The organism is Photobacterium carnosum (assembly GCF_021236965.1).
GTDB classification, from domain to species: Bacteria; Pseudomonadota; Gammaproteobacteria; order Enterobacterales; family Vibrionaceae; genus Photobacterium; species Photobacterium carnosum.
Window position 1 is genome coordinate 47,271 of record NZ_WMDN01000006.1, and the last position, 26,055, is coordinate 73,325.

General features: G+C 37.8%; 24 protein-coding genes. 5 read left to right on the forward strand and 19 right to left on the reverse strand.

What is annotated here, in order from left to right; genetic code table 11:
* The first annotated feature begins 90 nt into the window (after positions 1-90).
* Positions 91-1,764, forward strand: a complete 1,674-nt coding sequence (locus tag GLP24_RS07935) for a DUF2813 domain-containing protein (RefSeq protein WP_232575751.1) — start codon at positions 91-93, stop codon at positions 1,762-1,764.
* A gap of 69 nt (positions 1,765-1,833) precedes the next feature.
* Here GLP24_RS07935 and GLP24_RS07940 read toward each other — a convergent pair whose 3' ends face one another.
* The 13 genes from GLP24_RS07940 to rlmF form a co-directional block, all read right to left on the reverse strand.
* A complete protein-coding gene (locus GLP24_RS07940) occupies positions 1,834-2,388 on the reverse strand; it encodes a DUF3833 domain-containing protein (protein ID WP_152653536.1) in 555 nt (184 codons plus the stop codon).
* Positions 2,389-2,440: 52 nt separating this feature from the next.
* A complete protein-coding gene (locus GLP24_RS07945) occupies positions 2,441-2,974 on the reverse strand; it encodes a chalcone isomerase family protein (RefSeq protein ID WP_232597941.1) in 534 nt (177 codons plus the stop codon).
* A complete protein-coding gene (locus tag GLP24_RS07950) occupies positions 2,935-3,450 on the reverse strand; it encodes a DUF2878 family protein (RefSeq protein ID WP_232615826.1) in 516 nt (171 codons plus the stop codon). The genes GLP24_RS07945 and GLP24_RS07950 overlap by 40 nt, the downstream gene beginning before the upstream one ends.
* On the reverse strand, positions 3,450-4,688 hold the full coding sequence (locus GLP24_RS07955) for an SAM-dependent methyltransferase (protein ID WP_045036944.1): 1,239 nt from the start codon (positions 4,686-4,688) through the stop codon (positions 3,450-3,452). Before GLP24_RS07955 ends, GLP24_RS07950 begins: the two co-directional genes overlap by 1 nt.
* Before the next feature lie 13 nt (positions 4,689-4,701).
* A complete protein-coding gene (locus GLP24_RS07960; RefSeq protein ID WP_045040031.1) occupies positions 4,702-5,532 on the reverse strand; it encodes a DUF1365 domain-containing protein in 831 nt (276 codons plus the stop codon).
* Positions 5,519-6,799 (reverse strand): NAD(P)/FAD-dependent oxidoreductase, encoded by a 1,281-nt coding sequence (locus tag GLP24_RS07965; RefSeq protein ID WP_232615827.1) that lies wholly within the window; start codon positions 6,797-6,799, stop codon positions 5,519-5,521. The genes GLP24_RS07960 and GLP24_RS07965 overlap by 14 nt, the downstream gene beginning before the upstream one ends.
* A complete protein-coding gene (locus tag GLP24_RS07970; RefSeq protein WP_232615828.1) occupies positions 6,796-7,542 on the reverse strand; it encodes an SDR family NAD(P)-dependent oxidoreductase in 747 nt (248 codons plus the stop codon). The genes GLP24_RS07965 and GLP24_RS07970 overlap by 4 nt, the downstream gene beginning before the upstream one ends.
* Entirely contained in the window at positions 7,539-7,976 is a 438-nt protein-coding gene (locus tag GLP24_RS07975; RefSeq protein WP_045036940.1) for a nuclear transport factor 2 family protein, read from the reverse strand. The genes GLP24_RS07970 and GLP24_RS07975 overlap by 4 nt, the downstream gene beginning before the upstream one ends.
* Positions 7,977-8,001: 25 nt before the next feature.
* Complete coding sequence (phrB, locus tag GLP24_RS07980) at positions 8,002-9,504, reverse strand: deoxyribodipyrimidine photo-lyase (RefSeq protein WP_232615829.1); 1,503 nt, start codon at positions 9,502-9,504, stop codon at positions 8,002-8,004.
* A gap of 25 nt (positions 9,505-9,529) precedes the next feature.
* Positions 9,530-10,327, reverse strand: a complete 798-nt coding sequence (locus GLP24_RS07985) for a MerR family transcriptional regulator (RefSeq protein ID WP_232615830.1) — start codon at positions 10,325-10,327, stop codon at positions 9,530-9,532.
* Between the two features lie 48 nt (positions 10,328-10,375).
* Positions 10,376-11,323, reverse strand: a complete 948-nt coding sequence (locus GLP24_RS07990; RefSeq protein WP_045040033.1) for a YbgA family protein — start codon at positions 11,321-11,323, stop codon at positions 10,376-10,378.
* A 193-nt stretch (positions 11,324-11,516) separates the two neighbouring features.
* Positions 11,517-12,542 (reverse strand): ElyC/SanA/YdcF family protein, encoded by a 1,026-nt coding sequence (locus GLP24_RS07995; RefSeq protein ID WP_373455636.1) that lies wholly within the window; start codon positions 12,540-12,542, stop codon positions 11,517-11,519.
* A 326-nt stretch (positions 12,543-12,868) separates the two neighbouring features.
* Complete coding sequence (rlmF, locus tag GLP24_RS08000) at positions 12,869-13,891, reverse strand: 23S rRNA (adenine(1618)-N(6))-methyltransferase RlmF (RefSeq protein ID WP_232615831.1); 1,023 nt, start codon at positions 13,889-13,891, stop codon at positions 12,869-12,871.
* Positions 13,892-14,179: 288 nt separating this feature from the next.
* On the opposite strand from rlmF, the gene GLP24_RS08005 reads away from it, so the two are divergent.
* Positions 14,180-15,313 carry a transporter substrate-binding domain-containing protein gene (locus GLP24_RS08005; RefSeq protein ID WP_152653527.1) on the forward strand — a complete coding sequence of 378 codons (1,134 nt, stop codon included), beginning with the start codon at positions 14,180-14,182 and terminating at the stop codon, positions 15,311-15,313.
* Positions 15,314-15,412: 99 nt separating this feature from the next.
* Here GLP24_RS08005 and viaA read toward each other — a convergent pair whose 3' ends face one another.
* From viaA to GLP24_RS08030, 5 genes are all read right to left on the reverse strand, one after another.
* Complete coding sequence (gene viaA, locus GLP24_RS08010; protein WP_232577218.1) at positions 15,413-16,870, reverse strand: ATPase RavA stimulator ViaA; 1,458 nt, start codon at positions 16,868-16,870, stop codon at positions 15,413-15,415.
* 68 nt (positions 16,871-16,938) lie between these two features.
* Positions 16,939-18,594 carry an ATPase RavA domain-containing protein gene (locus GLP24_RS08015; RefSeq protein ID WP_101767771.1) on the reverse strand — a complete coding sequence of 552 codons (1,656 nt, stop codon included), beginning with the start codon at positions 18,592-18,594 and terminating at the stop codon, positions 16,939-16,941.
* A 357-nt stretch (positions 18,595-18,951) separates the two neighbouring features.
* Positions 18,952-19,809: a sulfurtransferase gene (locus tag GLP24_RS08020; RefSeq protein WP_232615832.1), complete on the reverse strand. Its 858-nt coding sequence runs from the start codon at positions 19,807-19,809 to the stop codon at positions 18,952-18,954.
* A gap of 9 nt (positions 19,810-19,818) precedes the next feature.
* The gene (locus tag GLP24_RS08025) at positions 19,819-20,379 is read right to left on the reverse strand and encodes a nucleotidyltransferase family protein (protein WP_232615833.1); all 561 of its coding nucleotides are present in this window, start codon (positions 20,377-20,379) and stop codon (positions 19,819-19,821) included.
* Between the two features lie 78 nt (positions 20,380-20,457).
* Positions 20,458-21,309, reverse strand: coding sequence for a DUF5718 family protein (locus GLP24_RS08030; RefSeq protein WP_407951499.1), 852 nt, complete (start codon positions 21,307-21,309; stop codon positions 20,458-20,460).
* A gap of 192 nt (positions 21,310-21,501) precedes the next feature.
* Here GLP24_RS08030 and GLP24_RS08035 point away from each other — a divergent pair, with 192 nt between their 5' ends.
* Together GLP24_RS08035 and GLP24_RS08040 are read left to right on the forward strand one after the other, a co-directional pair.
* Positions 21,502-22,629 (forward strand): S1 family serine peptidase, encoded by a 1,128-nt coding sequence (locus GLP24_RS08035; protein WP_152653522.1) that lies wholly within the window; start codon positions 21,502-21,504, stop codon positions 22,627-22,629.
* A 109-nt stretch (positions 22,630-22,738) separates the two neighbouring features.
* On the forward strand, positions 22,739-23,677 hold the full coding sequence (locus GLP24_RS08040) for a precorrin-2 dehydrogenase/sirohydrochlorin ferrochelatase family protein (protein ID WP_232579026.1): 939 nt from the start codon (positions 22,739-22,741) through the stop codon (positions 23,675-23,677).
* A gap of 79 nt (positions 23,678-23,756) precedes the next feature.
* Here GLP24_RS08040 and GLP24_RS08045 read toward each other — a convergent pair whose 3' ends face one another.
* Positions 23,757-24,230 (reverse strand): DUF1097 domain-containing protein, encoded by a 474-nt coding sequence (locus GLP24_RS08045; RefSeq protein ID WP_232575765.1) that lies wholly within the window; start codon positions 24,228-24,230, stop codon positions 23,757-23,759.
* A gap of 240 nt (positions 24,231-24,470) precedes the next feature.
* Here GLP24_RS08045 and nagZ point away from each other — a divergent pair, with 240 nt between their 5' ends.
* Positions 24,471-25,475, forward strand: a complete 1,005-nt coding sequence (gene nagZ / locus GLP24_RS08050) for a beta-N-acetylhexosaminidase (protein ID WP_101767765.1) — start codon at positions 24,471-24,473, stop codon at positions 25,473-25,475.
* The last annotated feature ends 580 nt before the right edge of the window (positions 25,476-26,055 follow it).

Here is a 26,055-nt window from a genome sequence, read left to right on the forward strand (position 1 = left end):
TAATTTAAACATTGTATCAATAATGTGAGCGAAACGATCCCTTTCTCATAGTCTCTACGCTATGTTGTAAAGAAATAATGAGGAAAATTCATGCATTTAGATCGAATTGAGATCGCAGGCTTTCGAGGTATCAAACGTCTATCACTGTCATTTGATGAATTAACTGTTCTTATTGGAGAAAATGCATGGGGAAAATCATCATTACTTGATGCACTAAGTTTAATGCTTTGCCCTAGTTCAGAATTTTACGAAATGAAATTTTCGGACTTCCATATTGATCATGCTATTGGCCACGAGCGGGCGTCTTCACTACAAATAGTATTACGGTGGCATGAAGATTATCAAGGTGAATATCGCGCTCGACGTTATCGTGCCTTTGATCCTTTCTGGATAGAACAAGATAATTTAAAACATCTTTATACTGAAATTAATAGTCATATCGAAAATGATAAAATAATCACTCAGCGCCATTTTTTACATGCCGATGGCCATATTATTGAACATCCTGATACTGATAAATTTTTACGCCAGTTAATGGTCTTACATCCAATAGTAAGAATTCGAGATGCTCGTCAATTAGAATATGATAAAACTAAGACAACGACACAGCATAATTCGTCAGTAGTGCCACCAGCTAAAATTTCAGAATCAAGCCGTATTCAACGCCGTCTGGATAATACTTGTCGCCGTTTAATGACTCAGCCTGGACATGTTAGTGCTGCTGAAATAAAAAGTAGTATTAATACATTACGTTCATTGGTTGATCATTACTTTGCTTTTACGCCACACACTCGCACGAAAGCACAGCCCCATGCTTATTACCCTTTACAAAACCAATATGACGATCAATGCCTCAATCCGTTTGATCAGCTTGTCCAACCTAAAATGACTAAGCAAGCAAAGTTGATTTTAATGGGGTTACTTAACGCTTATATTCGTGCCCGTGGTCCTGTTGATCTTAAACGTATTTCACGCCCAATAATGATTTTAGAAGATCCTGAAGGTCGTTTACATCCAATCATGCTTCATCAAGCATGGGCGTTTATACAAAATATGCCGATGCAAAAAGTGTTAACCACCAATAGCCCTGAATTATTAAGTGTTGTTCCACTGACGGCAATTAAACGTCTGCAACGTACGCCACAAAAAACAGTTGTGCATGGCATAAATAACGGTGAATTAAACAAAGATGATATTCGTAAAATCACGTTTCATGTTCGAATGCATCGCCCGAGTGCTTTTTATGCGCGAGTATGGCTCTTAGTTGAAGGAGAAACGGAAGTCTGGTTATTTAATGAAATGGCACACCTCGCAGGCTATAACCTTGCAGCTGAAGGTATTCATGTGATTGAATTTGCACAAAGTGGCATTAAACCACTGATTAAACTCGCACGCTTATTGGGGATTGAATGGCATCTAGTCGCTGATGGTGATCCTGCTGGCCGAAAATATGCAGATAAAGTCAGATCATTGCTGAATGATGATAATGAACGCGAGCGTTTAACGGTACTCCCTGCAAAAGATATTGAACACTTCCTTTTTAAAAAAGGTTACGAGCCTTTATTTCGTCAACTTGCTAACATTGCAGATAATGACCAAATGCCCATTCGTAAAATCATTTATCGAGCCTTAAAAAAACATGCTAAGCCCGATCTTGCTTTAGCGATAGTAAAATATACGCGAGAGTCAGATTCAGACAAAATGCCATTATTAATTAAAGGGGTATTAAAAAGAGTAATCATCATGGCTAGGGGGATAATTTAATTACGTCTAATAACCAACATTCACCTCGTTTATTTATGGTATAGATAAACGAGGGATTAGATACGAAGATTACTTTTGAAAAAATAACGTCACACTCCCAACAGTAATACCCCATTTTTTCATTTTAGCCACATTAAATAATTGACCATCATATTGATAGAACATCCAATCTTCAAAATCAATATGGTATGGCGATCCATCAATATCTACGGTCAATACATATTGCCAATACAATGCGTTGCCTTTTTCATAACCGACCGCTTTACCAACAACATCATCAGCCGTACCAAAATAACGTCCATCTTCTTGTTTAGTGATAGTCCATATTCGTTGTTGGGTTTGTTTATCATCAAACACAAAATCTTCAGTAAGAACAAGTTGATTTCCTGTAATAACCCCGTTAAGTTTTACATCGAATCGACGTACTTGCCGACCTTTATAATCTTGTACCATCCCCCACGCTTGGCTATGCCCTTCAAAAAACTGAAACAAATCAAATTTAGGTTCAGTCTGTTCATAATCTTCAATTGAAGCAGTACAACCGTTTAATAATAATGCCAATGCGCACCCAAGTAACCATTGTAAGGTGATATGTGGTGTCTGATAAATAGAATGAGAAGACATAATCTGTTCCTCTTAACTTTATAGTCAATAATCAACGTATATAACCTAGGTTCTACTGACCAATGAGCTGTAAGCGTAATTTAGGGTATGCGGTGTCGGTTGATAACCAAATACCAATAAAAGCGTTACTTAATGCCGCAGACAGTGGTTTACCTAACGGTTTACCCTTTTGATAAAAACGTCCTTCAGTTGCATTTTTCACAAACACCAATCTATCGCCTGGTTTAACACTCGGCCATTGTTGTGCTAGCTGGCTTAACCATTGTTGCCGCTGTGATGATGAAAAACCTAAGTGTTGCCATTGCTTGTCGGTTGCAATAAGAAGATCTTCTTTATCAATATCACGCAAATAACGAATAATCAGTGCCAAATTTGGATCACTTGCAACATATTTACCTGTAGGTGTTTTAAGTTGGGCGACATATATCTGCCACCAGCCCCATTTTAAGGTCGACTCACCCACGGTTGGCCATGTAAACCATGATGAGGCTTGTGCGGATGAACTCGTTAAAGTAACAATAAGCAGTAATAGTGCTAAATACGCTTTCATGCTATTTCTCTCTTGGTCATCATCTGTAATAACCATAGTAAATAACCACTATAAAGACTCCAGACAACAGCAATGCCGATAAAGGTAATGAGTTCTCCATAAGGCCATATTACTGCACCTAACGTTAATCCGGTCCAATAACTGATTGCACCGCCAAGACTACCCCCCATCATCGCCCCCCATAATGGCAGCTTTTGTACTTGTTCTCGCATTACCCATACCATTGAAGTAAACCCTAACCATAATAAAATGAGCCACAACGGTATAAAGTCATTAAAAGGTGCAAATAAAGGATCTTGAGGCAATGGAAATTGCATTACTTTTAACTGAGATAAGACATAATCACCGCAGATACCAATAACACTAGCAATTAACGCAAACGGGCAACTACGATGGTAAAACAGCCAACAACCAATTAAGAGTGCGATTAATATGCCTACATACTGGTATTGCCCCCATACAGCAAGCAACCAAAACAGGTTAAACCCAAGACCTATCACGATATATTTCATTATTTACGCCACTGAGGACGACTAGCAACTAATTGAATGGTACTGATACTGCGCTCTAAAAATCCGCCTTCGCAGTAACAGAAGTAATAACGCCACATGCGCATAAAGCGTTCGTCATAACCATATTGATTTAATGCTTCACTATTGCGATTAAACGCAACATGCCAATCGGCTAATGTTTTTGCGTAATCTAAACCGATATCTTTAATATCACGCGTTACAAAATCACTGTGCGATGTTAATTGTGATTGTAAGATACTAATGGATGGTAGAAACCCACCAGGGAAAATATGTTTTTGAATGAAATCAACATCTTTGCTATAGCTTTCATAGCGTTGATCAGCAATGGTTATCGCTTGAATCGCTAATAGTCCGTTAGGCTTTAATAATGATTGGCATTTTTTGATATAAGTAGAGAGATATTGCTTACCGACCGCTTCAATCATTTCAATCGACACTAATTTGTCATATTGTCCGGTTAAATCACGATAATCTTCAAGTAATAAGGTGATCTTATCCTCAAGGCCAGCTTGCTTAACCTTCTCTTGCGCCCATAGGTATTGTTGCTCAGAAATAGTCGTGGTCGTAACATGGCAACCATAATGCTGCGCCGCATAAATAGCCATTCCTCCCCAACCCGTGCCTATCTCTAATAGATGATCATCTTTGGTTAGCTGCAATTGATCACACAATCTTGCCATTTTATTAATTTGAGCCTGAGCAAGTGTGTCTGATGCCGATAAATACACCCCAGCAGAATACAGCATTCTGTCATCAAGAAAGTGACGATATAAATCATTACCCAAATCATAATGTGCTGAAATATTGTCTTTCGCGTTTAAAAGATTATTTCTACGTGAAAAGTGATTAAGTTGTTTAACAAGACGTGCAATCCAGCCAACTTTGGCTTCTATTTTATCCAGTGTCGTCATATTACGCGCCAGAATGCGCACTACATTGGTTAAGTCTGGGCTATCCCACCAGCCATCAATATACGCCTCACCGGCACCAATACTGCCATCGGTTAATAACCGTTTATAAAAATCAAGATTAGTAACGGTAATCGTTGCTTGTAAACTGGCTTGTTTATCACCAAAGAAATGGGTATCGCCACCTTGCTCTGATACGGTTAATCCAACATCTGATAATTGATGCAATATCGTAAAAATCAATCGACGTGATCGATCATGGCTAAATAAACCGGTTGATGTTGTTGGTTCTAATTCACTTCTAAGCATAGTTTATCCCTTACTATTCATTGTCATGATTAGGGTGATCATAAATCGGAGCACCTTTACGCCACAATTTAAAGGCTTGCCAATATATTCCCACTAACACTTTAACCATCATAATTGGCGTGCCCAATAAATGTCGTAATAATGTTGCGCTTGTAAATGACTGCTTTTTCATCACTAATGTGGCATCAAAGACTTTTGTTGAAATATCGGCATTATGATTGCTGTTTCCATAAGCTTCATTTTCACCTCCCCGACAAAAGCTATCTTTTTTTGAATCAACCTCTAAGTGAACTCTTACAATGCTATCAGGTAAAGAAAGCTGCCATACATAATCTTGATCCATAGGATTAAACGGGGAGACATGAAACGCTTTGTCATCAATAAAATGCTTTTGTTGCCAATATTGCTTGGCGGGGATCGCATAATAATGGCGTTGATTCCAAGGGGTATTGCTCACTTCAGCTAATACATATTGCCAAACACCTTGCTGATCAAAAACGTAATACATATTCAATGGGCTAAAATACAATCCACCATAGCGTAGATGACACAACATACTAACTTTACCGTGAATACGTTCGCCAGTGAGTTGATGAATTTTATCCTCAACCGCCAAATGGATATCATCGGCACCATCAATGTAGTCTTGACGGCGAAAACGAGCGAAATGAAACCATGATCGTCCAAAACACGTTACCCTGTCACTCAGGGAATCAATTTCATCAACATCGAGATACATCATAAACATTGAATAACGAAAACGGTGCAGCACAGGGGTAAAGCGTCGATGTCGAATATGACCACTATAAATTCCACTATTAATAATGGGTTCAGTCTTGTTCATATGCACACTCAACATCAATATGGGTTATTGCTTCAATAACATCTAACGCACTTCTCACACCATCCTCATGAAAGCCGTTATACCAATAAGCGCCACAAAACCATGTATTATCAAGACCATTAATCAAATGCCGTTGTTGTTGCGCTTTAATACTGTTGCGATTAAACACCGGATGGGCATAAGTAAATTGGCGTAATATCTTACTGGGATCGATAGCATGCGTTTGATTTAAGGTGACACAAAACGTTTCAGGGGCATCAATGCCTTGTAGAATATTCATGTTATACGTTAAGGTGGGAAGCTGGTGGCATGACTCATTATCGGCTAATGGTAAATAATAATTCCATGAGGCCCACGCAGCTTTAGCATTCGGTAAAATACGGGCATCCGTGTGCAAAACAACATCATTATCTTGGTACGCCATGGCTGATAACACCTGTTGTTCATTTACGGTACTATCGGCTAGTAGCGCTAAGGCTTGATCGCTATGACATGCAAAAATAACATGATCAAAAACGTCCACACTGTCGTTAACGGTGATATGAATTTGATCATTAATACGGCTCACCTGCTGTACGGAAGAATTGAGCCTGATAAGTGGTTCTATTTCTACTAGCATACGCTTTACATATTCACGTGAACCACCAGGGATCACATACCACTGTGGGCGATTAATAATATCAAGCAAACCATGGTTTAAGAAAAAACGCAGAAAAAAACCTAATGGTATATTGCGCATATCCGCTAATGATGATGACCAAATTGCAGCCCCCATCGGTAGAATATAATTCTCAGTAAAATAATCACTCAAACCATGTTGTTGCAGAAAATCCCCTAAGGTTTGTTGTTGTTCTATATTTTCATAAGCGGTTTGCTTTGCCAGACGGTTAAATTTGGTGATTTCATATAAAAAGCGGTAAAACTGCGGCTTAAAGAGGTTCTTTTTTTGAGCAAACAGTGAACTCAACCCATGACCGTTGTATTCCAAGCCATTATTATCATTATGAACACTAAAACTCATTTCACTGGGTTGACCTTGAATATCAAGCTCTGACAATAACTGCTCAAAATTGGGGTATGTACGATCATTAAAGACAATAAACCCTGTATCAATAGCATATCGACCACTCGCAACCTCAACATCTACTGTTGCTGTATGCCCACCAGCATAATCATTGGCTTCAAACAGTGTAATTGTATGTTGATGACGTAAATACCACGCAGCGGTCAATCCTGAAATCCCTGATCCTATAATTGCTATTTTCATAACGCATTCCTTGTCATCCGTTGAATAATAATCCGCTGTAAAGCAACAGGAAATAAAGCAATCGCTTTCAGTAATAAGGTGAATTTTATCGGAAAATGTATTTCTGCTTGTTGCTTACTCACACCTAGACGTATTTTACGTGAGGCGTATTCACAGCTAACAATCATCGGCATTGGAAAGTCATTTTTATTGGTGAGCGGTGTTGCAACAAATCCGGGGTTAACCAAAGTAACCGTATTAACCTTATCTTTTAAATCAATCGCTAATCCATTAGCTAAGTAAGATAGCGCAGCTTTAGAGGCACCATACGCCTCAGCACGGGGTAAGGCGGTATAAACGGCAGATGAACTAATAAATACCAAATGTGTTGTAGCTGTAAATCGAGATTGCATCGCTTCTAAACAATGAATAATGCCAAAAAAATTCACCTCAAATACACGCTTAAACACATCACTATCAATCACACCATCATCGATATATTCACAGATACCAGCGTTTAAAAGGATCAACTCAGGTAAAGTTTCAAGCTGTGATAATACCTGTTGAGTCTGTTCAAGATGGGTAACATCAAAGACTAACGGGGTTATTTTTCCGGTCGAGGCAGCATCACAATTAGTGACTAACTGCTCAAGCCGTGGTTGATTTTGACCACAAGCATAAACATGCCAACCATCATTCGCATAATCCATTGCCAATTGCAGACCAATGCCTGAGCTTGCACCCGTAATAAGTACCTGTTTCATTGGCCTAACCTCGTTTTAATAGACGTAATCACATAACCAATAACAGGTAACCCTTCATATAGCATCGCCCCTAAATCAAAAAAATCACGATGATAAATGATCTGTTGCTGCTTAATGGTTAACTGAGTACAGCCGTCTAAGGTACGTTGTTTTCCTTGCTGTAACTTTGGATGAGAAAAAGTCATAGTCCATTGTAAAAACGCATGATCACCATCAACAACCGCTTGATTTATAGTAAAATTACAATAATTAATGTTACTATACAGCGCAGTAAAATAATGCTGTAGTGCGTCAATACCCGCGATGTGATGGGCAGGATCGTCAAACACAATATTTGAATGATAGACATCATTGAGCAGTAATAAATTGTCTTTATTAAGCTGACAATAAACCTCAATAAACCTATTAATTACTGTGTTATTGGTTGTAACCATAATAATATCCTTATTATTATTCTATTTATGCCTCACGCTGGTTGTCATACTCAGTTTTAGCTTGCTTATAACGCTCAATCGCTAACAATCGCATTTGTTTATGATCAACAATGGGTAATGGATAATTCACACTACCAAAACCAGACCATAATGATGGTGCATGGATATATTTGTCAGGGACTGATTTGAGTTCAGGTAACCATTGGCGAATAAACTCACCGTTGGGATCAAAACGTTCACTTTGCGTGGTGGGATTAAAGACTCGAAAATACGGTTGAGCATCAGTTCCCGTTGATGCAGCCCATTGCCAGCCGCCATTATTCGACGCTAATTCACCATCAATCAACTGCTGCATAAACCATTGTTCACCAATGCGCCAATCACACAACATATCCTTGGTTAAAAAACTCGCAGTGATCATCCGTAATCGATTATGCATCCAACCGGTTGTTGCCAGTTGTCGCATTGCCGCATCCACCAGCGGAAATCCAGTTTGTCCTTGTTGCCAAGCATGAACATGAACGCTATTTTCTAACCATCGCACATTATCTGTATATAACTGAAAAGGTTGGTTTTTACTTAAACGTTCATCACTATCAAGCAAGTGATTGTAAAACTCACGCCACACCACTTCGCTTAACCAGACAAAAGCCCCATTATCTTTATTTATTTCAACACATTGCGGTAAAGTTTGCAGTAAAGCGGATAAACACTGACGGGCTGACAAAGCCCCAATGGCTAAATAAGGCGATAAACAACTGGTGCCATCAATGGCAGGAAAATCACGTTGTTGCTGATAATACTCAGCTTTAGTTTCGCAAAACATCTGTAATCGTTGCTGAATAGCGCCTTCATCAACAGGCCATAATACACTGTCTTGTTTGGTATAATTAAAGGTTTGAATATTACAACTAGCGTCAATATTGCCCGCAAGAAGATCAGCACATTGCGCACTAGGGGTTACGGTGTCACTATTAGTAACGGGCTGATAGTTATGCATTAAAAACTGCGTTAACCATGCATTTCGGTATGGTGTAAAAACCTTATACATTTGTTGTTGTTTCGTAACTACACTACCAGGCGGTAAGGCACAAAAATCATCACTGCAATGCCATTGCTTATCTTGTGCCAGTAAAGCCTGCTCTACCGCACGATCTCGTTGTTTTTCATTCCAAGCATGCTGGCGATTACAATACACCGCACTAATTTGATATTGCTGACACACATTAATAATAATATCAGTCGCTACTGAAAAATCATCACCTTCAAGAATTAATAATGGAATACTGATATCATGAAGCTGCTGTTTAATAACGTGTAATCGGCGTTCAATTAAATCAATTTGTCGCCCTGAAACATAATGTTGATACCACTGCATTGGCGTTGCAATATAAACGGCAATAACGGGTAGACCTGATGCTATCGCTCGATTTAAAGCCGTATTATCACTAACACGTAAATCAGCACGCAACCACACCAATACATGATCGACGGTTGTTGTCGTTGATAATTGAGGCTCAATATTCATTATGATATCCCTTTAGCATGATCCATTACTGTCCGTGAATTGTTTTTATACTGCCAACAAAATGTAACGTAACCCCAGTTTCTTGTTGTACCCTTTCAATATCAGTTAATTGCCGTCGGCTTAACTTGGATTCACCGACAATAATAAGATTAACGATACTATGCTCACGTATATAAGCCGGCATACCCGTTAGCCGCCCAGATAAACCCGTCATAATAGTGACACCGTCACCTTTATAGCACCATTCAAGTCCCTGTTGCCAAATATTATGATTCTGATTTTTATCAAAACTTATCAACAAACATGTGCGTTTTTTTTCGTTATTAATCTTGCTAATAACACTAATAAAACACAGCATTAAAACCGACGACCATAAACTTTTTTGAACAGCAATCAAGGGATTATCTGGATGATCAATAACAGCATTTACTTCAGGCAATAAACGTTGTTGAATCACCTTATACGGGTATATTTTCAATGCTTCATTGATCAATCTTTCCAACTTAAAGCCATTTAACGCTTGTATTGCAGCAATAATATCAACCGCGATATCTAATGTTTGTTGTGGCTCTAATGTCTGTGTATCACCGCAGATCAATAACGGTTTCACTTTACCAATCGACACCCCTTTTGCTAACCAATCGAGAATTAATTGAATCTTCTCTATGTCTGCTTCTGTGTATAACCGGTGTCCTTTAGGTGTTCGCTGAGGCACTAATAATCCATAGCGGCGCTGCCATGCTCTTAATGTGACCGAGTTCACCCCCGTGATCTCAGAAACCTCACTGATGGCAAATAATGTAGTGTCAGTAAGATCACCCATAAAACGCCTTTAAACTAACCATTGAAAATATAAACGAGAGTGAGTCACTTATAATGCATAACGTAATTTCAAACTTTCAGGATAAAGCTCTAAATAGGCTTGATCGGCTAAATAACTATCCGGATGAACCGTTAAATGATGGTTAATCAGGGTTAAAGGTGCAATTAAGGGCAAAAGTCCCTCACGATAACGCATAATGACATCACGTAATTCTGCTTTTTGTGGCTTGTCGAGATCTCGTTTAAAATAGCCTTGAATATGCATTAATACATTAGTGTTATTTTTACGGCTTGCTCTTTGCTTTAATGCATCCATAAATAGCTGTCGGTATTCAATAAAGAAGGCATTTAAGTCATCCCACTTGTGAATGTCCGAAACAAAAGGCCCTAAGATACGATAAGATTGTGGATCATGCGCCATAAGACACAATTTATAGCGGGAATGAAATTTAATAATACTATCGCGAGTCACTCCATCGGCAACAGAGCGGTATAAATCATCAAGCGCATAGATACGAAAAATAAAGTTTTCACGTAATACGGGATCTTGTAAACGACCATCTTCTTCAATGGGTAACCACGGCATTCTTGCTATTAATCGCTGAGTAAAAATACCAACGCTACCACCGGGTACTGAATTTCCATTATCTAAATATAATTTAACCCGCTCCATGCCACAGGTTGGCGATTTAGCGCACACAATATAACCCCGTAAATGTTCAAAACTGGGTATTTGATTATCGGCAAATTCTATCATTTGATCGGTATAATCAAGGTCGTGATCTTTAGATCCAACTAAAGCAATACGATCACCGTTATCTTGTAAACGAATCGTTGGTCGCGGTACGGTCATCCCAATACCGACCTCCGGACAAACAGGTTTAAAATCAAAAAATTCACTGAGTTCTTCATCGGCAAAACGGTTACGTTTATGTCCGCCATCAAAACGAACTTTTTGTCCTAGTACACAAGCACTTATACCTACAGGAATCCCCATACTGCCTCCAAACCCCACACAAAGGTTGTACAATTGTTAAATTATGTACAATAAATGTAGCCAACAAATCATAGTTGTACAACATTTTTTTTTGTACAACCTGATGACCCCTCTATCAATAACATCTACTAAATCGCAGCCATAAAAAAAGCGACCATCAAGGTCGCTGTAATTTAGAAGAAAAAAAGTAAGCTTATCTTTGCTCTAAAGGGTATGAACGATAGCTCCTCATGCCATAAACACGTAGAGCATCACGATAGATCCCTAATAATTCACCATCGGTTGGAACTTTTAGTTCTTCTAATGGGCGATCGTTAGCGGCATAGGTATCAAATGAAATCCCTTTAGGGCCGGTTTGCCAGCTCGCCACTTCAAATAAAGCTTGTCCTCGGCGAACATGGCTTGCAGAACTAATAATGGTTGCATGGTTAATATCATGACGGGCTAAGGCATAACTGCTGTATAGTGCGTTTTCTACCGTACTTCGCGCATAGTTATCTTCAATAATACGAGCTTTCTTTATCCCATTTTTTACCAGCCAATCAGCCATCAACTTACCTTCAGTTTTGTGATTTTTAGGTACGCCACCAGTCACTATAATGTAAGTATTAGGATTGCTTTTCGCCATTGCGAGCGTGGCATTTAATCGATCAATTAATATTTCATTCATGCTGCCATCAGGATTTAAAGCATAGCCCAAAGTAATAATGGCATTATTACCTTTCGCTGGTTTTTTGATTTTATTACTTAATGGCGTCGCAACGATTCTATCAATGGTAGACATGATTTTTTTCAAATCAGCGACACGCCCTTTATTGAGCTGTTCTAATGCGTTTAAATGTTTGGTGACTTCACTTTTGTTACCTTTGAAATTTTGCCAAATGACAAGATATGAATGCGCATCTACATCATCAGGTGCAACATCTAATATTTGGGTAAACAGTTCAATGGCTCGGTCGACATTACTGTTGTAAATCTGAGCATTAGCCGCAGAAAACAATAAATCAACACGATAAGGTTCAAGTTTATACGCTTCAAGTAGGTCGTTAGTGATCATCTCTACATTGCTTGGCATTTTTGCCGTAAAGCCTGCATGAGAAACACGAGCTGGATTTTTAAATATTTGATAAGCATCATTCAGTAATTGATCAACCACCTGACGTTGAGAGGTCATTTCGGTGTAATTAGTCTGTGGTTGAACCGCATCTAATGCAGCCATGCTTGGTGCTGAATAAAGAGAACTAGAAAGGATAGTCACCAAAGAAAGAGTTAAGAATGTGCGTTTCATGATAAATCCAACTGTCGAACAAAAAACGTATTCTATGATCTATGAAATTGATATTTTGTGAATAACATCTTATTTCTTTTACCTATTTTATAATGTTTACAAAGTATGAACCAACATCAACATTATGTTATAGCGTTAAAATATAGACTTAACACTATCACTTAATTGTATTAGAGATTAAGCATCAAATTAAACAACCATAAAAAAGCGACCATCAAGGTCGCTTGTTATCAATACAATTATCTATTACTGAAACATTATGCCCAGCGTTCTGCTTGCCATTCTGCTTGTTGTTCTTCGTTTAAGAACGTCCATGCAACAACACGAGAGATTTTTTGCCCTTGTGACATTTCAATGATTTTTACTTGGAATGCGCTTACTTTTTCAAGTTGCTTATAAAGCACACCAAGGTTTTCTTTCTTAGAAACAAGTGTCGTAAACCAGAAACATTGTGTCGCTTTGGTCGCACTTTGGTTGATCATCTTTTTAATGAAACCAACTTCGCCACCGGTACACCACAATTCAGCCTTTTGACCACCAAAGTTAAGCACTGGCGTTGTTGACTCAGATTTCGCATTAAATGCCGAAAGCTTATTACTACGACCATGTGCTTGACGCTTTTTGTTTGAGTTAGTCGTTAGATTACGCACTTTACGTTCAGAGACAGCCATCGCTTCTTCTTCTGAGCCGTGGAATGGTGGATTACACATAGTGAAATCAAACATTTCTTCATCATCAATCATATCGGTAAAGATATTATCTGCCTGATTTTGAAGACGAATTTGAATAGCACCTTTTAGTTTAGCGTTGCTAGCAGCAATAAATTTCGCTGACTTAACGGCTAACTTATCAATCTCAGAACCAACAAACTGCCAGCCATACGCACGATGACCAATAATAGGATAAACACAGTTAGCACCAATACCAATATCTAAACCACGCACGCCTTTACCTTCAGGAATAACGCCACCATTAGATTGTGCTAATAAATCTGCAATATAATGAATATAATCAGCACGACCAGGAATTGGCGGACATAAGAAACCCGCTGGAATATCCCAGTAATCGATATGATAGAAATGCTTTAATAACGCTTTATTTAACGTTTTAACTGCGAGTGGATCAGAGAAGTTTACGGAAAGATCCCCATAAGCATTTTCACTAACATATTGCGCCAGTTCAGGTGTTGCTTGAGTTAGGGTCGCAAAATCATAACGCGCACGGTGTGGGTTACGTGGGTGTAAGCCTTGTTTAGGCTGTGCGGCTTTCTTTTGGGTCATCTTTGCTACTCGCAGAAATCAAATACAATTAAGCGCAGCATTGTACATGCTAAACCCTAATAACCTTAGCATCTTAATGATCAAATGCACAAAAAACACCCAATAGCGGCTAACAATTATCATGTTAGTGCTTAAATTTACGATTAACCCTAATATCCAACGCGAAAATATGCCACATCCATTTGAGAATATCACTAAACCATCATGTGTATTTTCCGCTGTAATATCTATGATATTTAAAAAATTACTTATACTTAAAGATGTCCTCATTTTGCTAGGAGTGATGCTATGACAATTATCGCCCCATCATCTCAGCCATCTCATTTCGGTTTTTTCTCATTATTTTTTATTACAGCCTTCAGTATTATCGTTATATTTTACTCTGCGAATACATACGCAAAAGCCCCCATTAACAGTAAGACGTTACAAGTAGGCACCTATGCTTGCCCCCCGTTTGTGATAACGGATGATACCAATAACTATCAAGGTTTAAGTTTTTTACTGTGGGATAATATCGCCACCAACCTTAATCTAAACTATACGGTTAAAGTGTTACCCCTCAAAGACCTGCTTGCAGAGGTTGCCAGTGGTAAGCTTGATATTGGATTATCGTGTATTTCTATTACACCTGAACGTGAAGAAATATTAGATTTTTCACACTCTTTTTATGAAACAAATCTAGCCATTGCTGTTAAGCAAAAAAGTCATTGGGAAACCTTTACCAGTATTGTTTTCAATAAAAAACTCTTACAGATTCTGGCAATTATCTCAATAACTGCCGCAATTGTTGGTGGAATATATTATCGACTTGAACATCGGGTTAACGACAAACTTTATTCAATGCAATCACGTTCAGCCCGATTAGTTGAAGGGTTTATCTTAGGATTATTATTTATCACCAAAGGTCCGTTTAATTATTATGAATTTAAAACATTAACCGGACGTGTGATCACGGTATTATTAGCGGTTTTTACAACATTATTTATTGCGAGTATTACCGCTGTTCTAGCAAGTTCGTTCACTGTAGTGCTAATAAATAGCGATATTAAAAGCCCCAATGATTTAGACAATGTCATTACTGGCGCAAAACAATCATCAACCTCTTCTGAGTTTTTAACAAACCATAGTATTAGCCATAAAACCTACCCAACAGTTACCGCAATGCTACTGGCTTTAGATAAAGGCGAAATTGAAGCGATTGTCGATGATGATGCTATTTTAAGATATCAAATAAAAATGGCGAAAAACAAAGGTAATTACGAACAATTACAAGTGCTTCCTTATCAATTTGAAAAACAAAACTACGGTATCGTATTGGGCGAAAACAGCCCTTATGATGAAGAAATCAATCGAGAACTATTGCAATTTCGTAAAAGTAATCAATGGAAAAAAGCATTAACTGAATATTTCAAGATTAAATAGCCAGTGTCTTTTATAATGACAATCGTTACAAAAAACAGATACACAACAAAAAGGAGCACTCATGTACTCCTTAGAATATTTGCAATAAAATATACATCATTAACGTAATTTAAATAAACGCCCAAGTTGGCTTAATGTCGACGGATGATAAGACCAACAATGATCAAACAATTCCAATAACTCTGGGTTACCATATTTAGATAAATTCACCGCATGGAAACGGTTTTTCTGCTGCTTTAGCTTTTGAACTCGCGATTGCATTACTTCAGGTTGGCTTGGCGCAATAAAATCAGACAATACCACCAAATCGGCATTTTTATATTTACCCGCCGCCATCAGATCAATTGACTGATCCAATACGGGTCCAAGATCGGTGCCGCCATGAAATGAATATGACAAGAAGTTAACCACTTCATGTAAACCATCTTGCTTGGTCAGTTCATAAGTGATTTGTTGCGTTGAGAACATAATGACAAAGCAGTCACGTTCTTCAACAAGTGCTATTTGCATTAACCCGTAAGCCAATGCTTTTGCGCAGTTTTCAGGATAACCCGACATCGAACCTGATGCATCAATACAAACAATAAAAGGACCTTTAGGTTGATCAACCTGTTTGGTTTGCCGCTGAAAGGCTTTTACTTTTCGCAATTTACGTTGAGTACCTTGCATTCGATAATTCATTAACCGCTTATCGGCTAAGTGCTTATAAAAAATCACTTCAAGCTCAGGATACGCTAAAAACATCGCTTCATTAGGCAATAGCTTGGTTAAATCATCACTTTCATGGATCCCAACAATATCATCGGTGACATTGTCACTGATTTCTTCCACCAGCTTCATTTGTTCCGATTTCACCCGCTCTTTATTGGGATCATCAACTTCATTGGCCATACGGCCTAATTTTTCTGCAATATCTTGAAGACCATTGTTCTTTTTTAAAAAAGCAGCAATTTTCTTCATCACATCAACATCAGTTTTAGTCAGCTTTGCTTGTGCCATATCCCACAAACGCCCCGCTTTACTGACATCACCAGCATCGGTTACTGTTGCCATTTTTTTCATGGTTTCAATGCGTTGATACAGATCTTGTAATAATTGATCTTTTTGTTCTTCAACTTCCGACTCTTGCGCTTCTCGCAATGCATAGGCTAGGTAGTCATACCATTTATCACAAAAGAAACGTTGGAACATGGGGTTATGTTTATTCTGCTCGGTTGCTAATAAACTTTTCGCCTTAAAATAGAATGCTGACTGCCCTTCAAGTTGCTTAATAATCTGCTCGGAGTGAGCAAAAAAGTACTCTTTATTCCATGTGCATACTTGTTGGTATAAATTAATCTCATCACTGAATTGTTCAACGACCGTGCCTTTGGCAGTTTTTTTGATCATCTGCCCACGCCACTTCATAATTTGATTTTTCATGGCGGTTTTAACACCTGGGCTGGCTTCTGCTGCCATAAGAAGTTGTGGCCTAAGCATCACTTCATTTACAGCAGTATCAATAATACCTGACTCAGCAAGCATCAAAGCAAAATTTAACCCTTCAGATACAGGCATAAGCATCAATCCTTTACTTTATTTATTATCACACAGAGCTATACAACGGTATTTTCTTATTCCAACAATCATTGTTTAGAAAAATATTCATTCATATGCGTAATTCTAAAAGCACTTCTTTCAGTTATTAATTTCAGATCGGCAACTTTATCAACGCAATCATTAAGGCTTTGTTCTATTAATGTAGGAAAGTCACCACTAATGAAATTATGCGGTAATGCGCCATGGAACGAAGTGCGCGCTTTAATCACATTATGTTCAGAGTCAGTGATCTTAGCCATTGCTTGATCAACCAGTTGCTGCCATTGTTGCTGCTGAGTCGTTGTTAAGCCTTTATTGCCAGTAACACCGACCAAAACAGGACGATTAGCAATGTCTTTAATAACCAATTGATTCTCAGCATCGATCTCAAACTGTAGTCGGCATAAATGGGTATTTTTATTCACGAAGCCATAAATATCACATTTTCCGGTACGAATTTTTTTATCAAACTCATCACCATCAACATACACCCACCGGCTATCACCAAGTTCTTGCTCTGATACTGAAGTGTTAGGTTGTAGCATGACTAACTTAATCATACGGGGGTTGTTATTAATATTAAATCGCGTCGCCGTTGCGAAGTTATATTTAAACCATTCTTTACGCATCGTACTTTCACGGGTAAAGGTCACAACTAATTGGGTGCAGATATCTTGGTTAATATTATCAATAATAACATGGGCTTCTTTAGCATCAGCAATAGCATCTTGTTGATTAAAAGCATGTTTAGTCGCAAATTCTTTCATAATGTTAACAATCACATTACGCGACTCAGGGCTATGCCATAAGCAATCTTGTAACAGTAATAAGTCTAACGGATTGATATGATCACGACCGTTAAAAAAGGCACTCGCTTTTAGTAACCGTACTGATTTTTTCCAACGGCGATCAGAAATATAAAGCTCGCTATCTGTTGCTTGTGCAATGCTTTCTCCTGAACGCGCTTCTATCATTGATTTTAGCTGATAAATTTTTTCAAAAAGGGTGTCAGTTAATGTTACATCTTCAATATGCGCTTGCCAGCTATGGTATTCATCGTCTTTGATCGTTAGTGACGGATCAATCGCCGTTAACGTTGTGCTATCACCCATTAACATTGATTTAAAATTACGTTTTTCTTGAATACGATTAACGAACACGCGAACTAACATACGATCATATAGCGCGTCTAGGCCACTATCTGCATCGGGTAATTCATTTGACGCGGTAATCAACAATCGCATAGGTATCGGTAGAATATCCTGACCATTTTTAAATGTCCGCTCATTCACCACAGTTAATAAGGTATTTAGAATCGCAGGGCCCGCTTTCCAGATTTCATCAAGAAAAACGACTTGAGCCGTGGGTAGGTAACCATCAATTAAACGAACATACTTGCCGTTATCTTTTAATTCTTGAATCGATAATGGGCCAAATACTTCTTCTGGGGTTGAAAATCGAGTCATTAAATAATCGAAAAAATTACTATTATCAAATGCTTGAATTAATCTTTTTGCAATTAAGCTTTTTGCAATACCTGGTGGACCTAACAAAAAAACACTTTCACCAGCCAATGCGGCTAATAAACATAATTTAATGGTTTCTTCACGTTCATAAACACCATTAGAAAGCCCATTAATCAGCTTTTGAATACGTTCTGATAAAATGGCTTTATTGGGTGCCGCTGTTGCTACTGTAAGCATATATCCAACCTTGAATTTTTATCCTACCCTACATGGTATACCGTAAATGGCGTTTAATTATGTGAAATCACACCAATACGTTGCTGTCTTATAACTCTTATATCATGATTTTATGCGTGATACATCAATAGCATTCAGTGCTCAAGCTAACGATACCGTTACAATAACTGGTTCAACATCAGTGATGTCATATCATGGATATTTTAAAGAATTATCAGCGAATGCCGAGCGATCTTAATTTCAAATCAAAAACAGGGATACTACGGTGAGATATAAAAAAGGCTTTTAGTAAGAAATTTCTCGCTAAAAGCCGATTTGAATCATTACTATTCTTTGTACTATTTAAAAAATAATCCGTTATTTAACCACTGGATACTTCTCATTTGCACCCCATTCTGCCCATGAACCATCATAAACAGTGACGTTGTCACGACCACTAAATTGTGCGGCTAGAGCTAAAATACAAGCTGTCACACCCGAACCACAACTAAAGATAAGCTGTTGTTCCGCAGAACTTAACGCATCAAATTTTTGCTTTAGTTGCTCAACAGGCACAAAGTGACCATCAGTCAATAATTCACCAAAAGGTAAACTTTTCGCATTTGGCATATGACCACTGCGAAGCCCAACGCGCGGTTCTTTTACGGTGGCTAAAAAACGGGCTGTAGGACGTGCATCAATGATTTGAATACGGGTATCATCCAGTCTTTGACACAACGTATCTGCATCAATTACCCAATTAGGTCGATATTTAGCACTAAAACCCCCAATCGCATTAGTCATTGGTACACCCGTTTGCGTCGCATAACCCGCCGCTAGCCAAGCAGGTAAACCACCATCAAGCACTGACACATTATCATGTCCCATCGCCTTGAACATCCACCAGCTACGTGGTGCTGAAAACATCCCTTGGCTATCATAAATAACAACATGGCTATCATTATTCACGCCTAATTTTGCGACTTCTTGAGTGAATAATTCAGCTGATGGCAACATATGCGGTAAATCAGTATTCGGTGCTGCTATTTGATGGTTAAAATCAAAAAAATGTGCCGTTGGGATGCGAACATCAATAAACTCTTGTTGCGGATCACGAGGCACATCAGGCATAAATGCACTGGCATCTAATACCACTAGTGATGCAGCTGATAAGGTATTTGATAATTGCTGATTAAGCCATGCAGCAGAAACGATATTATTAACAGGCGATGCCATAAAAAATCCTTAAGAATAATCCGCAGTAAAAATGATTAACCTTGGCCACAACACCTGCCAGTTTTTGTCTCGAATACGCTGTTGATAAATGGCAGGTCTTGGGTAATATGGATTGATGCTAACATGTAATGACCAGTTATGCTCTAGTCCATATGCCGCAGTAAAAATGAATTGATTATCAACCGTTAACCGCACCCCAACACACGTAGGGACTTCTACCCATCGTGAAATGGCATCCGCACTATTCTTATAAGGTAAATGCTGATGTTTTAGGTGCATTCTTGCTTGGTTTTTAACGTCCCAATTAATCATAGGTAATTGCTGTTGTAACAATGCCACATAATGCGCTTCAGTAACTAATGAACAATCATTAGCATCAAAATACACCACATCAACATCATTAAGTGGTGTCATCGGTAAGTGATGTAGATGATCCCAAATAGCATTACGCACAAACCCTGCAGCAATAAACCAATCAGGTAAATTCAATGTTTGTACAGCGCGCAAACATGCCATTCTAAGCGGATCATCGTCTATGACGGCAGCAGTTTTTACAGCTAAATCAGCCATATATATTAAGATCCTTTATCAGTGCATGTTGATAAATAACAATTTGGACAAGCAGTAACGTCTATAACCAGTAATAAGTTACAGTGTAGCAACCTGTTGGATTAATACTGACAGACCCTCACTATTGGCTAAATCATGGGTCGATGCCATCTGCATAATCTCTTCCGCATTATAGCGATTACCATCATAGACAACGACAATACTAGTATCACCTGTTTGTAAAAAATGGGTTTCACCATAGGGTGTATAACGAGTTGCTCCAATGCTGATCACCGCTTGGGTTGGATACTGACTTTGCGCTAACAGCTCAGCAATATTTTCAGTGGGTCCAACATCTTGCTGGTGGTTCATTCGTTCAATAATCCAATCTAATAACGTGTCATGAAAATAGCTGTAACCAATCACTGCACTGTCTTCACCATAGCGATGAATTTCACCATCACGACAATGAAAACTCGCGATACGGTAACTATCTAAAACACCGCCTACAGAAAAATGGTCGATAGTAATAAGGTAATCACTGATGCCTTTACTATTTGCACCCCAGTTTTTCTTTTCACTGATTTTTTTTGCATGTGGTTTTCGAATTGAACAATCGTTATAAGCACCAAATTGACGCGGAATCAATGCTGACACGGTTTGATGTCCATCATTAACATCAGTGCTATATATCACATCACAAATCAATGCTACTTCAGGTTCAATTTGAAGATTATCTGCATCATTAGGCGGCGTGATATTTGTTGAGGATAATGGGTATGTTGCTAACAATCCGGAATTAATATTAGGAAGATAAAATGGGAAAATAGCTTTAGGTTGCGTCACTTCTTTTACTGCAACTGTCACAAAATCTGCGGCTTCACCCGCTTGCTCTAAATGTCCTGCAAAATTACCCGCGACACCAAAGCCAATACATTGATTAAACACAATTTATCCATCAAAAAACAAAAAATAGTGACTTATTATAATCAAAAACACAGCTATTTTCCGTTATCGAGTTAACAATTATCTATACACAACAAACAACATTCTCATTTTTGATTCAACCTTAATCACAGTTTTATAAGCCAAATAATTATCAACTAACTACACTGAAGATAATGGACATAACAAGGATTGATAATGCAATTACATAGACAAAAAAATACAATCCATTATTTATTACTCTTACTTCTTATAATATTCAGCTCTCGTCACTCAGTTGCACTCGCAGCACAATCCACATCAAAATCAATAAATAGCAACCCAGCGACACTTTACGCACCATTACTATTACCGTGGCAAGCAGCAATAACCTCATCAAATGTAACATCTGTATTATGTGGTGCGGTTATTATTGATGAATATTGGTTAATAACCGCAGCACATTGCACTAAAAATCATATTCACTATGTTATTGCAGGAACATCCTCAGTTCCTAAACCAAACACACAACAACTTGATACCAAATATAGATTCACCATCACGCATATAATAAATCACCCTAATTACAATAAGGAAATATTTGCAAATGATCTGGCGTTGATTCGTGTTAATCGTTCTTTATTGACGGTAGCCAAACCGATTGTTATTGCCTCGATAAATGAACAAATAACCGCTAATAATATTTTTGATAATAACTGGGTAATACATCAAAACTCAAAAGCTAATCTCATTGCATCAGGTTGGGGGAAATCAAATAGTGGTACACTAATAAACTACCCGACTCAATTACAAGTAGTAACGTTAGCGGGGGTTCCTGATCAATATTGCAATGGCCTGCAAGCCAACAAATCACAGATTATTTGTGCTGATTCTAATATTGATGGTCTACTTAAAGATGTCTGTAGTGGCGACTCTGGTGGTCCCTTGATTTGGCAAAATCCACAACATGTTGCTAATAATGACTTTGGTTTACGTGTTATGGGTATTGTTAGTAATGGTGCGTTATGTGAACAGCGATTAAATAATCCGACCCAACAATACCAACACCTACATGGCCAATATACCGAACTAGCATCATTACGATCTTGGATTGAAACATCTATAAAGCAATATGATAACCAGCTCACCTTTTCCTTAACCTCACACTATAATTCGCCTAATTACAAGTACGATCCATTTAGCCTTGCTGATGATTACCCACAAGATCAAGATCTTAATCTTTTATTAGTGTCAACTCAGCCACAAGCTGCAGGAAATATACCATTAACAGTTTTGAGTATGCTTGTGACAATTGCTTTATTTCGAAAAAGAATCAATTTATTATAGAAAGTAAGTTATAACTATCTATTTATGAATAATAAAAAATACATTATTGTTATCAATAAATATTACGTAATAATAGACCCTATTGATATTAAAATATGGATATTATTAAATGGATTTCTTCCCGATATTTCTAAAAGTAAATCATAAACAAATCTTAGTTATCGGTGGTGGTGACGTTGCTTGCCGAAAAGTTGATTTATTATTAAAAGCACACGCTAATGTCACTGTTGTATCACCACAACTGCACCCTCATTTACAAATGCTACTTGAGCAACAACTGATCACACATATCGATCAGCCTTATCAGTCATCACAACTTAGTGGTGCCGATCAAGTGTGGGCAACAACAGATTCAGCCGAACTTAATCATCAAATTTACCATGATGCGAACGCATTAAAGATCTGGGCCAATGTTGTTGATGACCCAACATTTTGTGATTTTATTACGCCATCAATAGTTGATCGTTCTCCCATTCAAGTTGCTATCTCTAGCGGCGGTACATCACCCGTATTAGTACGTTATTTACGTGAACGTTTAGAAACCTATTTACCACAGAATTTAAGTTTACTTGCAACATTCGCAGGTAAGCAACGTCAGCGTATTAAACAACATTTCACTACAGTAGATGAACGTAGAAAATTTTGGGAGCAGTTTTTCAGATTAAGTGCTGTTGAAAATGCACATACAACCGAAGAATTAGAAGCCGCTTTTCAGCAATTATTAACGGAGGGAAATCATTGTAGTGGTAATATCTACCTTATTGAAACTAGCCATGATCCTGAATTAATCAGCCTTAAAGCATTACGATTAATGCAACAATCTGAATATGTTCTTTACCATGACGATGTAGCAGATGTGTTTATTGATTTATGCCGACGTGATGCTGATCGTGAACGCTGTGATCATAAGAATATCCAAGCCCTTACTGAAAATCTTATGCAGCAAGGTATACGCGTTTGTATACTTGCAACCAAGGATAACCATCGCCCTTGTATCAGAAAGTATTGTGCCAGTCATAATGGTATTTTCGTACCTATTTTTGGTTGAAACATTTTAGTACTGAACTAAAAACGCAGAACCGAAGCTCTGCGTTTTTGTTATCAATACTTATTCACTATACGTATTCTTAATTATTTATTTGCCCATAATTCGGCGACAATTTTGCATGTAACCATATGCCTGTTGTTTTCATCAAATAACCAAAGATAACACCAACAATAAGAGATGGAATAACGAGCTGCCAATTACCAGCTGCTGCAAATGTTGCACAAGAGCCAATGAATGTACCAGGGATAAAGTTTAACCAGTGTTTTTTGGCTTGAGCACACATCATAAATGCAACAAGAGCCGTGATGATATATCCGACTATTTCTAAATTAATCAATGTTGATAATTTAATGATCACCATCGCCCAAAAGACACCACTAAGATTAGTTGCAATACTTAACCCAACCCCTTTAATACCATCTCGTTGTAAGGCAAAATATGTTGTACATCCTAAAAATCCCCCCCAACTAAGTAAGCCAAGAGAAACAGCAACCCAACCCCATATTCCAGAAAGAATACCGGTCGTTAAGGAAATAGCAATAAGTAAAGACATTATTGATCCCACATCAATTTTTAATGATGCGTAGTCTATATTAACCTGAGTCGCACTTAAAACGATTTAGATCACATATATATAAATAATATTACATTCAGTTACCATTTCAAGTGATACACATCACTTATTTATTTTCTGCTGCTAGAATTAAAAAATACAATAAAATCCAGATTAAAAATTGCGGTTACAGCAAACTATGATAATTTATTCGTTCTATTTGTTTGCTGGAGTGTCTTTATGGGACCTTTAATGCTTGATGTGTCAAGCTATGAACTTGATGCAGAAGAACGTGAAATTATTCAACACCCTACTGTTGGCGGCATTATTTTCTTCGCTCGCAACTACGATAATCGCGATCAACTTCGAGCGCTGATAAAAGATATTCGTCAAACAGCAAAACGCCCGCTTATTATTGGCGTTGATCAAGAAGGCGGACGTGTTCAGCGTTTTAGAGAGCAATTCTCAATTCTTCCTCCTGCTCGCGCATTTGCAGAATCAGATAATGGCCTAGCATTAGCAACAACGGGTGGCTGGTTAATGGCGGCTGAATTACTGGCAATGGATATCGATATCAGCTTTGCGCCAGTGTTGGATTTAGGTTTTGATTGTAAAGCCATCGGCAATCGTGCGTTTTCAGACAAACCATCTGATGTTATTCGCTATGCCTCTGCTTTTATTGATGGTATGACAACCGCGGGTATGGCAGCAACGGGTAAACATTTCCCCGGCCATGGCGGTGTTATTGCAGATTCACACCTTGAAACCCCTTATGACTCACGAGACAATATCAAACAACATGATATGACCGTATTCGCAGACTTAATAAGCAACAATAAGCTTCAAGGGATCATGCCTGCACACGTCGTATTTGATGCTTATGATGAGCGTCCAGCCAGTGGTTCTGAATATTGGCTTAAACAAGTACTTCGTCATGATTTAGGCTTTAACGGTGTTATCTTTTCTGATGATTTAAATATGAAAGGTGCCGATGTTTTAGGTAATTATAGTGAGCGTGCTGTTGCAGCCCAACAATCGGGTTGTGACATGGTTATGTTATGTAATAACCGTGAAGGTGCAGTACAAGCATTGGATGGATTACCACAGACTCAAGTCACTATTCTAAATTCATTATTGAAAAAAACGACACCTGAATTTAATGAATTAATGCAAACTCGCGAATGGAAACAAGCACAACAATCTATTTCACACTTAGTCGACACTTGGAATAATAAAAACAATTAATCGTCGACAATCAATAGCACTTTACTCTTCATATAATTTGTAGAATAAAGTGCTTTTCATAGTAACTTTATTGCATGGTATATCACAAACTATCTTTAGAATAATCAACTGACTTTGAACATTTTTTCTTCTCTTTTAAGATAATATAAAACGCACCAACAATAAACGCTACGGTGAGTATAATTTCCATAATTGACCTTTATATCTGTTAAAACAAAACTGATTATTTTCAATTCATAAGTCTTTAGAATTTGATTATTCTTTCGCTCAAATCCCTCACCAACTTACATCATTGTATTAACAACACCTTAAATAAGTTATAAAGTTGTGATGATTTACGGTTAAATTTCATATGCAATACAGCGTGTTGCATAAAGATCATGTTATAACTAACATTGTTGAACGGTTAAACTTATAGAAAACTAGATTTTATCAAGTTTATCGAAAAATTTTGCATCATATGTAACTCGCAATCGACAAATTTACTTTCCTATCAAACAACTATTTTTCATCTATTATATTGATTGTATTAATAAACACTTCAATTATAAGTAATGGCAATGTAACTACTATATTATTA

What these genes read in the sequence shown, in the direction of transcription:
- GLP24_RS07935 (WP_232575751.1), top strand. Translation starts at nt 91, where the DNA reads ATGCATTTAGATCGAATTGAGATCGCAGGCTTTCGAGGTATCAAACGT.
- GLP24_RS07940 (WP_152653536.1), bottom strand. Translation starts at nt 2,388, where the DNA reads ATGTCTTCTCATTCTATTTATCAGACACCACATATCACCTTACAATGG.
- GLP24_RS07945 (WP_232597941.1), bottom strand. Translation starts at nt 2,974, where the DNA reads ATGGTTATTACAGATGATGACCAAGAGAGAAATAGCATGAAAGCGTAT.
- GLP24_RS07950 (WP_232615826.1), bottom strand. Translation starts at nt 3,450, where the DNA reads ATGAAATATATCGTGATAGGTCTTGGGTTTAACCTGTTTTGGTTGCTT.
- GLP24_RS07955 (WP_045036944.1), bottom strand. Translation starts at nt 4,688, where the DNA reads ATGCTTAGAAGTGAATTAGAACCAACAACATCAACCGGTTTATTTAGC.
- GLP24_RS07960 (WP_045040031.1), bottom strand. Translation starts at nt 5,532, where the DNA reads ATGAACAAGACTGAACCCATTATTAATAGTGGAATTTATAGTGGTCAT.
- GLP24_RS07965 (WP_232615827.1), bottom strand. Translation starts at nt 6,799, where the DNA reads ATGAAAATAGCAATTATAGGATCAGGGATTTCAGGATTGACCGCTGCG.
- GLP24_RS07970 (WP_232615828.1), bottom strand. Translation starts at nt 7,542, where the DNA reads ATGAAACAGGTACTTATTACGGGTGCAAGCTCAGGCATTGGTCTGCAA.
- GLP24_RS07975 (WP_045036940.1), bottom strand. Translation starts at nt 7,976, where the DNA reads ATGGTTACAACCAATAACACAGTAATTAATAGGTTTATTGAGGTTTAT.
- phrB (WP_232615829.1), bottom strand. Translation starts at nt 9,504, where the DNA reads ATGAATATTGAGCCTCAATTATCAACGACAACAACCGTCGATCATGTA.
- GLP24_RS07985 (WP_232615830.1), bottom strand. Translation starts at nt 10,327, where the DNA reads ATGGGTGATCTTACTGACACTACATTATTTGCCATCAGTGAGGTTTCT.
- GLP24_RS07990 (WP_045040033.1), bottom strand. Translation starts at nt 11,323, where the DNA reads ATGGGGATTCCTGTAGGTATAAGTGCTTGTGTACTAGGACAAAAAGTT.
- GLP24_RS07995 (WP_373455636.1), bottom strand. Translation starts at nt 12,542, where the DNA reads ATGGCTGCATTAGATGCGGTTCAACCACAGACTAATTACACCGAAATG.
- rlmF (WP_232615831.1), bottom strand. Translation starts at nt 13,891, where the DNA reads ATGACCCAAAAGAAAGCCGCACAGCCTAAACAAGGCTTACACCCACGT.
- GLP24_RS08005 (WP_152653527.1), top strand. Translation starts at nt 14,180, where the DNA reads ATGACAATTATCGCCCCATCATCTCAGCCATCTCATTTCGGTTTTTTC.
- viaA (WP_232577218.1), bottom strand. Translation starts at nt 16,870, where the DNA reads ATGCCTGTATCTGAAGGGTTAAATTTTGCTTTGATGCTTGCTGAGTCA.
- GLP24_RS08015 (WP_101767771.1), bottom strand. Translation starts at nt 18,594, where the DNA reads ATGCTTACAGTAGCAACAGCGGCACCCAATAAAGCCATTTTATCAGAA.
- GLP24_RS08020 (WP_232615832.1), bottom strand. Translation starts at nt 19,809, where the DNA reads ATGGCATCGCCTGTTAATAATATCGTTTCTGCTGCATGGCTTAATCAG.
- GLP24_RS08025 (WP_232615833.1), bottom strand. Translation starts at nt 20,379, where the DNA reads ATGGCTGATTTAGCTGTAAAAACTGCTGCCGTCATAGACGATGATCCG.
- GLP24_RS08035 (WP_152653522.1), top strand. Translation starts at nt 21,502, where the DNA reads ATGCAATTACATAGACAAAAAAATACAATCCATTATTTATTACTCTTA.
- GLP24_RS08040 (WP_232579026.1), top strand. Translation starts at nt 22,739, where the DNA reads ATGGATTTCTTCCCGATATTTCTAAAAGTAAATCATAAACAAATCTTA.
- GLP24_RS08045 (WP_232575765.1), bottom strand. Translation starts at nt 24,230, where the DNA reads ATGTCTTTACTTATTGCTATTTCCTTAACGACCGGTATTCTTTCTGGA.
- nagZ (WP_101767765.1), top strand. Translation starts at nt 24,471, where the DNA reads ATGGGACCTTTAATGCTTGATGTGTCAAGCTATGAACTTGATGCAGAA.